At 76.4% G+C, this 13453-nt stretch carries 4 protein-coding genes and 2 pseudogenes; all 6 read left to right on the top strand.

Features of this window, described 5'->3' with window-relative positions:
• Positions 1 to 234 precede the first annotated feature (234 nt).
• Positions 235 to 1875, top strand: coding sequence for an FtsK/SpoIIIE domain-containing protein (locus tag IHE55_RS18705; protein ID WP_443742609.1), 1641 nt, complete (start codon positions 235 to 237; stop codon positions 1873 to 1875).
• A gap of 1379 nt (positions 1876 to 3254) precedes the next feature.
• Positions 3255 to 4553 (top strand): ABC transporter substrate-binding protein, encoded by a 1299-nt coding sequence (locus IHE55_RS18700; protein WP_307826732.1) that lies wholly within the window; start codon positions 3255 to 3257, stop codon positions 4551 to 4553.
• A 247-nt stretch (positions 4554 to 4800) separates the two neighbouring features.
• On the top strand, positions 4801 to 6051 hold the full coding sequence (locus IHE55_RS18695; RefSeq protein WP_197992105.1) for a carbohydrate ABC transporter permease: 1251 nt from the start codon (positions 4801 to 4803) through the stop codon (positions 6049 to 6051).
• 35 nt (positions 6052 to 6086) lie between these two features.
• A complete protein-coding gene (locus IHE55_RS18690; protein WP_197992104.1) occupies positions 6087 to 7016 on the top strand; it encodes a carbohydrate ABC transporter permease in 930 nt (309 codons plus the stop codon).
• 535 nt (positions 7017 to 7551) lie between these two features.
• Positions 7552 to 9681, top strand: a pseudogene (locus tag IHE55_RS18685) (bifunctional glycosyltransferase/CDP-glycerol:glycerophosphate glycerophosphotransferase); the annotation flags it as partial.
• A gap of 688 nt (positions 9682 to 10369) precedes the next feature.
• Positions 10370 to 12607, top strand: a pseudogene (locus IHE55_RS18680) (bifunctional glycosyltransferase/CDP-glycerol:glycerophosphate glycerophosphotransferase); the annotation flags it as partial.
• Positions 12608 to 13453: the final 846 nt, after the last annotated feature.

The following is a 13453-nucleotide window of genomic DNA, read 5'->3' as shown; positions in this document are numbered from 1 at the left end:
CCCGGCCGGCCGCCCGGCACCGCTCCGGCCGGCCCCGCGTACGGGGCCGGCGGCGACCGGCACCCCCCGTACGGCACCGGTGGCGGCACCGGCCACCACCAGCCCGGTGGCCCGTCGCCGGACCCGGCCGCCGGTGCCCGGGGGACGTACCCCGGACCGGGCGCCGGGTTCCCGGACCCGGCACCCGCCGGGCACGCTCCCGGCCCGGCCGGGGGCGCCGGCCGGGTCCCGCCGGTGTTCACCGGTCCGGCCGCCCGGGCCGGGGAGCCGGCCGGCGGCGTCGAGCTGTACGAGGGCGTGGCGACGGTGGACGCGGTGTCCGCCGCGTGGGCCGAGCGCTTCGCGCGGGCGCTGGCCCCACTGCGCCCGTCCGGCGCGGCGTACGGAGCCGGGGCGGGCCGTGGCGCCGCCGCGCTGCCGGCCACCGCCCGGCTCCTGGACGAACTGGGGCTGGCCCGGGCCACGCCCGCCTCCCTGCTGGCCCGCTGGGCGGCCGCCGCGGACGAGGTGCCGACCGGCGGCCGGACCCTGGCCGTGCTGGGCGCGGGGGTTGCCGGGCCGCTCTCGGTGGACCTGGCCGCCGACGGGCCGCACCTGCTCATCGACGGCGGCCCGGGCACCGGCAAAACCGAGCTGCTGCGGTCGGTCGCCGCCTCGCTGTCCGCCGCCGAACGGCCGGACCGCCTGGCGATGGTGCTGGTGGACGGCGGCGGGGCGGAGCGCGGCGAGGGGCTGCGGGTCTGTACCGACCTGCCGCACGTCTCGACCTATCTGGCCGCCTCCGACCCGGTCCGGATGCGGGAGTTCGCCCAGGCCCTGGCGGCGGAGCTGAAGCGGCGCGCCGAACTCCTGGGCCGGCTGGACTTCGTCACCTGGCACGCGCAGCAGCGGGACACCGCGCCGCGGGTGATCGCGCCGCGCCGCCCCGGCGACACCCGGACCGCGCCGGACGCCCGGCCGGCACCGGACGCCGGTGGCGCACCGCGGGCCGGCGCGCCCGGGACGCGCTCGGTACCGGCCGCGCTCGCCGCCTCCGGGCGTCCGTCCGCCACCGACCCGGGCGCCGGGCGGCGGCCGGAGGCGGGCGGTCCGCCGCAAGGGTCCGGCGGGGACCTGCCGGGGACGGACGGCGCCGCGCCGCCGTCCGGCACCGGCCACGGTCACGGGCACCGCGGTGACCTGGAGACGCCGCCCAGCAGCACGCTGAAGCTCCGCCCCGGCCGGCAGTCCGGCGCGGCGGCCGACGCGGGACGGCTCACCGCGCGGACCGCGCTGCCCCGGCTGGTGGTCCTGGTGGACGACTTCGACGCCCTGGTGGCGCCGGCGCTGGGCAGCCCGGGGCGGCCGGCCGCCGGCTCGGTCGTCCGTGCGCTGGAGGCGGTGGCCCGGGACGGCGCCCGGCTCGGCGTCCACCTCGTCGCCGCGTCCGGCCGCCCGGACCGCACCGCGGAGACCGCGGCCGTGGAGCACGCCGGACTGCGGATCACCCTGGAACCGTCGGCCCCGACCGAGGAACCCGGCCGCCCCGACGGGACGGCACACGGCGACGGTGGGCCGGGACACGGTGACGGCCCGGGGCGGGCGGCGGACCACCGGGCGGGCGGCGCGACGGTGCCGGGCCGCGGGCGGCTGCACCGGCCGGACGACGCGGTGGCCACCCCGTTCCAGGCCGGGCGGGTCACCGGGCGGATACCCCGCACCGCGACCCAGCGGCCGACCGTGGTGCCGCTGGACTGGACCCGGATGGGCGACCCGCCGACCCGGCGACCGGTACGGGAGCTGGGCAACGGACCGACGGACCTCGCCCTGCTCGCGAGCGCGTTGCAGCGTGCGGCCCAGTCCGCACAGGCCCCCACCGCCCCGGCCCTCGGCTGAGCGCGCCGTCCCCGGCCGCCCCTGGTCCGTGGCCGTCCCCGCCCGGCCGGGCGGGGACGGCCGGGCGCCCTTCCGGTGTGACGGACCTCCGCTCTCCGGCACCCGCCCCCCGGCTCCCGGCGCCTCCACGGGGCGAGGAGGCGTACGGCCTCGCGCGCCGGGCGGCCGGCACGGCCCCGGCCCGCCGCCTGCCCGGGCCCCGCCACGGCCCGGACACCGGACAGCCGGACGCGGGTCATCGGATACCGGACGTCGCACGGCGGCCGGCCGGCCCGGCTCCCGCCGACGCCCGCCCGGGGACGCCCACCCCGAGGGTCGTGCGTCCGTCCCCGAACCCGACGGCACGCCGGCCCCCGGACGCGCGCCCGCCCGGCCGTACCCGGCCGCGAACCGACCCCGGAACCCGACCGGCACCAGTCACCGGCCACCGGCCACCAGTCACCGGCCACCGGCCACCGGCCACCGGCCACCGGCCACCGAATATCGGACAGCAGCCCCGCCGCCCGCAGTGCCGCCTCGGGCCGCCCGCCGCCCCCGGTACCGTCGCCACGGCCGACCGGCCATCCACCGGCCGCCCACCCGTATCCACCGGCTCCTGGCCCGCCGGGGTCGGGCCCGGGCGGGGCCGCCGCCATCCTGTCCGCCGGCCACCTCGACCCGGTACGGCTCGCCGGTACCCACCCACCACCCGGAACCCCACCGCCCGGGCCCGAACCAGACCGGCGGCACACTCAGTTCGACACCCATGACGCGTCGCGTCCGGCGTGCGCCGCCCCGCCCCCGCCCCAACGGCGCACGCCACGAACCACGTTGAGGACGCCGCGGACAGCCGGCCCGGTGACCCGCCGTCGGTGCCGGGCGTGCCCGGGGGTGTCTCACCTGCCCCTCGTTTCCCTCCTGTCCGACTCCTCCGCGACTCGCCTAACCCTTCATCACATCCCGGTCACGATCAGGGAGTTGATCTCCATAACGGTATTGCGGGGACCGGTGGCCGGGCGTAGGACTGTCCGAACGGGAACGGCCGGACACGGGGCGAGAAGCCGCCGGACCTGGGCACACGCCGGACCCGGGCGCGACCGCGGACGGACCCCACCCGGCACGGGCGGGGAACCGGCCGGGACGTGGACCCGGGCGCGTACCGCGCGTCCGGCCGCCGGCCGCCGGGTTACGGGGACGGCTGGACAAGGCCGGTACGGGAGGGACACACGGGGATGCGCATTCCGCCTCATACGCAGCGCTCGAAGCGCTCACGGATTCCGCGGCGCTCGCAAGGGGCGGGCCACGCGCGGACGTCCGCTCCCCCACCGGGGGAGACGGACCGGGTGGCCGGGGCGCGGCCGGCGCGCCGGTCAACGCGGGTAGCTACGGTCTGGGCGGCGGTGGCCGCGCTCGGGCTGACGGTGGCCGGCTGCGGTTCCGAGGACGGTGCGCAGGCCGGTTCCGCGCCGCCGACGACCGTGGAGCTGCCGCGGCTGAGCGGGCAGAAACTCCAGGTGGCGGCGGTGTGGACGGGCACCGAGCAGGCGAACTTCACCAAGGTGCTGGACGAGTTCGAGAAGCGCACCGGCGCCGAGGTGTCGTTCGTGCCCAGCGGTGACGACATGTCGGCCTTCGTGGGTTCCAAGATCGCCGGTGGTCAGCCGCCGGACGTGGCGCTGGTGGGCCAGGTCGGCGTGTTGCGGGAGTTCGCCGAGAAGGGCTGGGCGAAACCGCTCGGGCCGGAGGCCAAGGCGCAGCTGGAGAAGAACTTCTCGCCCGGCTGGCAGGATCTCGGCTCGCACGAGGGCACCCGGTACGGGGTGTACTTCAAGGTCAGCAACAAGTCGCTGATCTGGTACAACACCGCCGCGTTCGAGTACGCGGGCGCCAAGGAGCCGAAGACCTGGCGGGAGCTGCTCGACCAGGCTCAGCTGATCTCCGACTCCGGGACCGACCCGGTGTCGGTCGGCGGCGCGGACGGCTGGACGCTCACCGACTGGTTCGAGAACGTCTACCTCTCCCAGGCCGGGCCGGAGAAGTACGACCAGCTCGCCCAGCACAAGATCAAGTGGACCGATCCGTCGGTGACCCGGGCGCTGGAGACCCTGGCCGAGCTGTGGGGCCGCAAGGGGATGCTGGCCGGCGGGCGGAGCGGGGCGCTGCAGACCGCGTTCCCGGACTCGGTCACCAAGGCGTTCGGCAACGCCGCCGAGCCGGAGGCCGGGATGGTGTTCGAGGGCGACTTCGTGGCCGCCAACGTCACCGACGCGGGCGCGGAGCTGGGCGCGGAGGCGCAGGTCTTCCCGTTCCCGGCGGTCGGTGAGAAGGCGCCGGTGGTCACCGGCGGGGACGTGGCCGTGGCGCTGCGGGACAGCAAGGCGGCGCAGGCGCTGCTGACCTTCCTCGCCTCGCCGGACGCGGCGCACATCTGGGCGCAGGCGGGCGGTTACGTCTCGGCGAACAAGGCGCTCGACGTCAAGGCCTACCCCAACGCCCAGTTCCGCGACATCGCCACGGCGCTGATCGCGGCGGGCGACGACTTCCGCTTCGACATGTCCGACCAGGCGCCGGCCGCGTTCGGCGGCAAGCCGGCGCAGGGCGAGTGGAAGGCGCTGCAGGACTTCCTCAAGAACCCACGCGATGTGGCGGGCATTCAGCGCCAGTTGGAAGCAGACGCCGCCAAGGCGTACCAGAACTGATCACGCGACGGGGGAGACCCACACCATGACCGCGACTCCGGGCGGCGAGGCCGTGCCTGGCTCGCCACCGCCCGCGCAAGGACGTGTTCCCGCGCAGGGGAAGGCACGAGAGAAGAGTTCGGAAGGGAGCACCGGCGGCACCGGGCCGGCCGGGGCGGGCGGCGGCAGCGTCCCGGCAGGGGCGGGCGGCGGGACCGGGCGGCGCGGCCGGCGGTCCCTGCTGGGCACCCGGCCGTGGGTGGCGGCGCTGTTCCTGCTGCCGGCGCTGGCGCTGCTGGGCGCGCTGGTGGTCTACCCGATCGGCTACTCGGTCTGGCGCAGCCTCTTCGACGCGTCGGGCGACGGGTTCGTCGGGATCGACAACTACCGCGAGGTGTTCTCCGACGACGCCATCCGCACCGCCGTCAAGAACAACGTCATCTGGGTGATCGTGGCGCCCTCGGTGGCCACCGCGCTGGGCCTGATCTTCGCGGTGCTCACCGAGCGGGTCCGCTGGGCGACGGCGTTCAAGCTGGTCGTCTTCATGCCGATGGCGATCTCCATGCTGGCGGCGGGCATCATCTTCCGGCTGGTGTACGAGCAGGACCCGGACCGGGGCGTGGCGAACGCCATCACCGTGACGGTCCACGACACCTTCGCCGACCGGCCGCCGTTCCCCGGGGCGCACCCGCGGAACGGTTCCGGGCTGGGCGAGTCGCCGGACGGCTCGTACACGGTGCCGGGACAGGCCCGCGCGGGCGCCGCCCAGCTGGTCCCGCTGGTGGGCGCCAAGCGGCAGGACATCGGCGGCGCCCAGGAGGCGGTGGCCGCCCGCCCGGAGGCGGGGAAGGTCACCGGTACCGTCTGGTTCGACTTCACCCGGGGCGGCGGCGGCCGGCACGGGGCGCTGGACCCGGGCGAGAAGGCGCTCGCCGGGGTGACGGTGGAGGCCGTGCGGGACGGCGAGGTGGTGGCGCGGGCCACCACCCGCGGCGACGGCACGTACACCCTGCCGGGGAAGGCGGAAGGGGCACAGCTGCGGCTGCCGGCCGCCAACTTCGACGAGCCGTACAACGGGGTCGACTGGCTCGGCCCGTCGCTGGTGACCCCGGCGATCATCGGGTCGTACGTGTGGATGTGGGCCGGGTTCGCGATGGTCCTGATCGCGGCCGGTCTGGCGAGCGTGCCGCGGGAACTGCTGGAGGCGGCGCGGGTGGACGGCGCCAGCGAGTGGCAGGTCTTCCGGCGGGTGACGGTGCCGCTGCTGGCGCCGGTGCTCGCGGTGGTCGTGGTCACGTTGATGATCAATGTGCTGAAGATCTTCGACCTGGTCTACATCATCGCGCCGGGCACCACCCAGGACGACGCCAACGTGCTCGCGCTCCAGCTCTTCCAGTCGTCCTTCGGGACCGACGTCAACCAGGGTGTCGGCAGCGCGATCTCGGTGTTCCTGCTGGTGCTCGTCCTTCCCGTGATGTATTTCAACGTTCGCCGTATCCGCAGGGAGCGCCGCCGATGACCGACTCCAACCCGGCCGCGGCCACCGGCCCCGCCATGGCCGCGACCCCTCGTTCGAAGGCCGGCTCCGCCTCCGGGACGTCCGGCGCCCCTGCCAAGGGGGCCACCGCCGCCAAGCCCTCGGTGGCCTCGCGGATCGCGGCGCGGGCCGGTGGCGGCGCGGTGCGGTTCTTCCTCGTCGCCGTCGGGCTGCTGTGGCTGACCCCGACCGCGGGGCTGCTGCTGTCCTCGCTGCGCGATCCGGCCGAGGTGGACGTCTCCGGCTGGTGGAAGGTCTTCGGGGACCCCGGCCAGCTCACCTTCAGCTCCTACGACGACCTGCTGAGCAACGAGGCGATCACCGATTCGCTGTGGACGACGGCGGCGATCACCGTGCCGTCCACGGTGCTGGTGGTGTTGATCGGCGCGCTGGCCGGTTACGCGTTCGCCTGGATGGACTTCCGCGGGCGCGACGGGTGGTTCATGGTGGTGGTGGGGCTGCTGGTGGTGCCGGTGCAGGTGGCGCTGATCCCGGTGGCCAAGCTCTTCGGCGAGATCGGCATCTTCGAGACCACCACCGGCGTGGTGCTCTTCCACACCGCCTTCGGCCTGCCGTTCGCGATCTTCCTGCTGCGGAACTTCTTCGCGGAGATCCCCCGCGAACTGCTGGAGGCGGCGCGGCTGGACGGCGCGGGCGAGCTGCGGCTGTTCTTCCGCGTGGTGCTGCCGCTGGGCGCGCCGGCCATCGCCTCGCTGGGCATCTTCCAGTTCCTGTGGGTGTGGAACGACATGCTGGTGGCGCTGATCTTCGCGGACAGCGGGAACCCGCCGATCACGGTGGCGCTCCAGCAGCAGGTGCGCCAGTTCGGCAACAACATCGACATCCTCGGGCCGGGGGCCTTCATCTCGATGGTGGTTCCGCTGGCGGTCTTCTTCGCCTTCCAGCGGCAGTTCGTGTCGGGCGTGATGGCCGGCGCGGTGAAGTGACACCGGCCCGGTGCCGGCGGGGCGACCGCCGGCACCGGTGACGCGACGGCACGTCCGACGGGGTGACGGCCGGAAGAGGGGAAAACGGACCGGAGGGCCGGGAGGGCCGGAGGGCCGGGAGGGCCGGGCGGGAGCCGAGAAGGTTCCCGCCCGGCCCTCACGCCGTTCCGGTGCCGGTTCGCCGCGCCGCGTTCCGGTGCCGGGTACGCCGCGCCGCGCCGGTACGCCCGCCGCTCCCGTACCCCGGGCCGCCGTGCCCCGTGCCGCCCGGCCGACCCCTGTACCCCGGGCCGCCGTGCCGCTGGCCCGGTCCGGTCCGGTCGCCCCCGTACCCCGGGCCGCCGTCCCGCGCCACCCGGCCGGCCCCGTGCCGTGCGCCGGCCGTCCGCCCCCGTCCCCGTCCCCGCCGCGTGCCGTTACGCCGAACGGGGCGTATTCCCCGACCCGGGCCGGAGCAGCCTCTAAGATTCCATAATCATTCAGATGATAGTGGGACAAATCTTCTGCCACGTCGAATCGACCCTTGGGATCCGCCGTGCCCCGGTTCAGCGTCATCGTCCCCGCCCACCAGGACCAGGCGTACCTGCACGACTGCCTGCGCTCCGTCCTCACCCAGGACTTCCCCGACTTCGAGCTGATCGCCGTTGACGACCACTCACCCGACGCCTGCGGCACCATCTTCGACGAGGCCGCAGCGCGGGACCACCGGGTGCGGGTCGTCCACCTCCCCGAGCGGCTGGGCCCGGGCCCGGCCCGCAACGCCGGCCTGCGGCGGGCCACCGGGGACTACCTGCTCTTCCTCGAATGCGCCGACGTCCTCGCCCCCGGCTCGCTGCGGGCGATCGCCGAGCGGCTGGCCGCCACCGGGGAGCCGGAGCTGCTGGTCCACGGCCACGCGTGGCTGCACTGGTCGGGCCGCACCACCCGCGACCCCGGGGCAGCGCTGCCCGCACCGGTCCCCGGCCGCCCCGAGGTGTACCGCCCGGCCGACCACCCGGAGCTGCTGCGGCTGCGCACGCTGCCGTGGAACACCGCGTACCGCCGGGAGTTCGTCGAACGCGGGGAGTTCGCCTTCCCGGCCGGCCGGTACGCGGAGGTGCCCTGGACCGTCGCGGTGCTGCCGGCCGCCCCCGCCGTCACCTTCCTGGACCGGGTCTGCGTCCACCACCGGCTGCGCCGGCACGGCGCCGCCCCCGGCACCGCGGGCCCCGGTACCGCCGGATGTGACCACGGCGGTCTCTTCGACGTCTTCGACAGCTACGACCGGGCCTTCGCCCTCCTCGACACCCGGCCCGACCTCGCCGGCTGGCGCGCCCCGCTGTTCCGCCGGATGGCCTCCGACCTGGCCGCGCTGTACGCCGCGCCGGACCGGGTGCCACCGGACGCCCGCGCGGAGTTCCACCGCCGCGCCCGGGCCCTCCACCGCCGCCACCACCCCGGTCCGGCCGCCTTCGCCACGCCCGCCGGCGCCACGCCGCGCGCCCGGGCGCGAGCGCTGCTGCTGCGCCTGGGCGCCTACCGCGCCTTCGGGCCGGCGCACACCGCGGCCCGCTGGTGGCACCGGGCCGCCCGGCGCGCGCTCGCCGTCCGCCGCGCGCTGCGCACCGCGCTGCTCGGCCTCCACCACGGCCTCCAGCGCCGCCTGCCGGTCGACACCCGGCTCGCCGTCTTCGTGACGTACCGGAACGGGGGCTACACCGGCCACCCGGCCGCCATCGAGGCGAAGGTCCGGGAGATGGCCCCGCACGTCCGCACCGCCTGGGTCACCACGTCCGGCCACGCGGCGGCCCTGCCGCCCGGGGTGCGCCGGATCGAGCCGGACTCGGTGGCGCACCGGACCGCGCTGGCCCGTGCGCGCTACCTGGTCACCGACGCCGAGTACGTCGACGGGCTGCGCAAGCGCCGCGGCCAGATCGTGCTCCAGACCCACCGCGGCACCCCGCTGGGACACCGCGGCCTGGACCTCCTGGAGCGTCCGGCCGCCGCCCGGGGCACCGACTTCGCGAAGCTGCTGGAGCAGGTGGACGGCTGGGACTTCAGCCTCTCCGCCAACCCGCACGCCAGCCTGGTCCAGGAGCGCGCGTACCCGGCGGACCACATCACGCTGGAGTACGGCTCCCCGCGCAGCGACGTCTTCCACCGGGCGGACGCCGCCGACGTGGCCCGCGTCCGCGCCGACCTGGGCATCCGGCCCGAGCTGACGGCGGTCCTGTACGCGCCCGCCCACCGGGACCACGAGAGCGGCCGGCGGCCCCGGCTGGACCTGGTCCGGCTGGCGTACGCGCTGGGGCCGGGGTACGTGCTGCTGGCCCGCGCCCATCCCCGGCACCCGGAGGCGCTGCGCGCCCAGGCGGCCGACCACCCGCGGATCATCGACGTCTCGGCACACCCCCGGGTCGAGAACCTCTGCCTCGCCGCCGACGCGCTGGTCACCGACTACTCGTCCCTGATGTTCGACTACGCCAACCTCGACCGCCCGATCGTGCTGCACGCCGACGACTGGGAGATCCACCGGGCCACCCGGGGCGTCTACCTCGACCTGCTCTCCGGGCGCCTCGGCGAGACCCCGGGGCCGGTGGCCCGTACCGAGGACGAGCTGATCGACATCTTCACCGGCGGCGCGTGGCGGGACGCGCACGCGGCGGAGCTGCGGGCGGCGTTCCGCGAGCGGTTCTGCCCGTACGACGACGGGCGGGTGGCCAAACGGGTGGTGCGGCGGATCTTCCTGAGCGAGGCCGGGTCGCCGGCGCAGCCGGTGGTGCCGATGTCCGAGCGCCGGCCCGCCCCGGCCCCCGACGGGCTGCCGCTGCCCGCCCGGGACGCCGTCCCGCTCCGCGACGTGCTGCCGGTGCCCGGCCCGTCCGACGAGCACCGTCCGGCCCCGGCGGCACCGCCCGCCCCGGCCCCCCGCCCCGTCACCGGCCGCGGCGCCCTCGCCCTCCCCGTCGCCGGCCGCCGCCACCCGTCCGTTCCCCTCCCCCGCCGCGGAGGACCGCCCGGCCCCCGCCCCTGCAGGACCCGGCCCCCCGCCCCGCAGGACCGGGCGCCCGCCCCGCGGGACCCGGCCTCCCGCCCGGCCGGGGCCGGCGCCCACCGGGCAGGGGCCCCGCGGCGCCGGCCGGCGCGGGGCCGCGTCCGCCGGGGCCGGTGGCACCGCTCGCACCGGCCGAGCCGCCCCGGGCCGTGCCGCCCGCCGGTGGGCCCGCCGCCGGCGAGCCGATCGGCACGCCCTGACCCCGCGCCCGTACCCGGCGGACGGTACGTCCGCCGGGCCGGTACCCGCCGGGCCCCGGCCCGGCGGGCGCCGCACCGCCGCGGCGGGTGCCACCCCCGACGACCGAAGAAGGAGCGCCATGCCCCGTTTCAGCATCGTCATCGCCGCCTACCGCGTGCAGGGCTATCTGCGCGCCTGCCTGGACTCGGTGCTGACCCAGTCGTTCCGGGACGTCGAGGTGGTGGCGGTGGACGACTGTTCACCGGACTTCTGCGGGGCGATCATCGACGAGTACGCGGCCCGCGACGGCCGGGTGATCGCCGTCCACCAGCCGGTCAACTCCGGCCCCGGGCGGGCCCGCAACGCCGGGGCGGAGCAGGCCACCGGGGACTACCTGCTCTTCCTCGACGGGGACGACACCCTGGCGCCCGGCACCCTCCAGGGGCTGGCCGACCGGCTCGCCGTCAACGACGACCCGGACATCCTCTACTTCGACCACGTCCGCACCTACTGGAACGGCCGCCGCGAGCGCAGCCTCTACGGCGACCTCCTCGCCTCGGCCGGCACCGACGTCTTCTCGGTGCTGGACCGGCCCCAGTTCCTGCGGCTGTTCGCGATGTCGTCCAACCGGGTCTACCGCCGGGACTTCTACACCGGACACGGCTTCGCGTTCAGCGAGGGGATCTACGAGGACGCGCTGCTGTCCTACCGGACGATGCTCACCGCCCGCCGGATCGCCGCCACCGACCTGGTGGGGCTGGAGTACCGCCAGCGCCGCAGCGGGGCCAGCACCCGCAGCCCGGGAGCGGCCCACTTCGTCATCTTCGACCAGTACACCCGGCTGTTCACCTTCCTGGACGGCCGGCCGGAGCTGACCCCGCTGCGCCCGCTGCTCTTCGAGCGGGCGGTCTCGCACTTCCTGTTCTGCCTGGACAACCCGGCCCGGGTGGCCACCCCCGACCGGCCCCGCTGGTTCCGGCGGGCCGCGCAGTGGTACGACGCGCACCTGCCGCCCGGGTTCACCCCGCCGCCGGAGAAGGCCGAGCGCTTCGAGGCGCTGCGGCGCGGCTCGTTCGCCCGCTACCGGGCCCACGAGCTGCCCCGGCACTGGGTGCGCGGCGCCCGCCGCCTGCGGCGCACCGTCCGCCGCCCGGTGGCGACCCGCGCCAAACGGGCCCTGTACCGGGTGCACCTGGGCCAGCCGGTGGACGAGAACCTGGCGGTCTACTCCGCGTACTGGAACCGCGGGGTGCTGTGCAACCCGGCGGCCATCTACCACAAGGCACGGGAGTTGGCCCCGCAGGTGCGCGGGGTGTGGGTGGTGCGCAAGTCCGAGGTGGCGGCGCTGCCCGAGGGGGTCGAATACGTGATCCCCGGCACCCGGGCGTACTACCGCACGGTGGCCCGGGCCCGGTACCTCATCAACAACGTCAACTTCGCCAACGACGTGGTGAAGCGGCCCGGCACGGTGCACCTGCAGACGCTGCACGGCACCCCGCTCAAGTGCATGGGCCTGGACCAGCAGCGGTACCCGGCGGCCGGGGCCGGCATGAGTTTCACCAACCTCCTCAAGCGGGTGGACCGGTGGGACTACGCGCTCTCCTCGAACCAGCACTCCAGCGAGGTGTGGGAGCGGGTCTACCCCTCCTCGTACCAGCTGCTGGAGACCGGCTACCCGCGCAACGACGTGTTCTTCACCGCCACCCCCGGCGACATCGCCCGGATCCGGGCCGAGCTGGGGATCGACCCGGACCGCACCGCGATCCTCTACACCCCCACCCTGCGCGACTACGAACGCGGCTTCACCCCGCGGCTGGACCTGGAGCGGGTGGCGCGCGCGCTGGGCGAGCGGATGGTGCTGCTGGTCCGGGCCCACTACTCGTACGGGCAGGACCCCGGGCTGCAGCGGCTCCAGGAAGAGGGACTGGTGATCGACGTGTCCCGCCACCGATCGGTGGAGGAACTCTGCCTCGCCGCCGACGCGCTGGTCACCGACTACTCGTCCATCATGTTCGACTACGCCAACCTCGACCGCCCGATCGTCATCCACGCCGACGACTGGGAGATCTACCGGGCCACCCGGGGCGTGTACTTCGACCTGCTCTCCGGCCGGCCGGGCGACACCCCCGGGCCGGTGGCCCGCACCGAGGACGAGCTGATCGCGATCTTCCGGGAGGGCCGCTGGCAGGACGCGGAGTCCACCCGGCTGCGGGCCGCCTTCCGGGAGCGCTTCTGCCAGTTCGACGACGGGCACGCCGCCGAGCGGGTGGTGCGGCTGCTGATGCCCTGCCAGGACGCGGCGCCCGCCGCCGCTCCGGAGACCCCCGGCGCCGTCGTCCCGCCGGTGCCGGACGCGCCGCCCGGCGCCCCGGAGACGGCGCCCGCCGGCGGCGTGATCACCCTGACGTCCGCCCCGGCCCCGGCTGAGCCCGGGGGGAAGGCGGAGGGGGAGGCCGGGGCCCCGGTGTCACCGGCCGGTACGCCCCCGCCGGACGGGCCCGTGGCGAAGGGGAGCGCGAAGGGGATCGCGGAGGAGATCCCGGGGGACGCGGCCAAGCCGTCCGGCCCTCCGGCGGAGGCGCCCCCGGCCGGGCCGGCTCCGGTGGACGGGTCCCCGCCCGACGTGGCCGCCCCGGACGTGTCACCGGCGGAGGGGCCCGCGGCGGAGGGCGCCACCGGGGAGCCGGACGCGGCCCCTGCCTCCCCTGCCTCCCCGGTCACCGCGCCGGAGGTGTCCCCGCCGGCGGCCGACGTCGCCCCGGGCCCGGCGGCGGACGCCTCCGGGGAGCAGCCGCGGGACATCCCCCCGGCCCCACCGGTGGACGCGGGCCGCTCCTGACAACCGGTGCCCCGGCACGGACGGTGCCCCAGAACGCCCGGTGACCCCGCCACAGGCGGTCGCCGGCACGGGCGCCGCCCCGGAACGTCCGGTGGCCCGGCGCACCCGGCAACCGGCACGGGCCGTGCCCCGGCGCACCCGGCACGCCCGGTGCCGGCACAAGCGCTCCCCCGGAACGCCCGGTGCCCGGCGACCCGGCACGGGCCGTGCCCCGGCACACCCTGCGATCCGGAATGTCCGGTGGTCCGGAATGGACGGCGGCCCGCGCCCCTTCCGGATGTGGTCAGTACGCCTGGGCAGGGCATGGCCGAGCAGCGTCCGCGGCTCAGCGCGGGCGGCGGGTGCGGGAAGCCACCGTGGTCCGCCGGCCGGCGCCCCGCCGGC

Source organism: Streptomyces pactum, from assembly GCF_016031615.1.
In the GTDB taxonomy this organism is placed as follows: Bacteria; Actinomycetota; Actinomycetes; order Streptomycetales; family Streptomycetaceae; genus Streptomyces; species Streptomyces pactus.
Note: the sequence above shows the minus strand (reverse complement) of the source record. Positions and strands in the feature narration are given on the sequence as shown.

Bases quoted from the DNA above. Each gene is read 5' to 3' on its own strand.
- IHE55_RS18690 (WP_197992104.1), top strand. From the start codon at position 6,087: ATGGCCGCGACCCCTCGTTCGAAGGCCGGCTCCGCCTCCGGGACGTCC.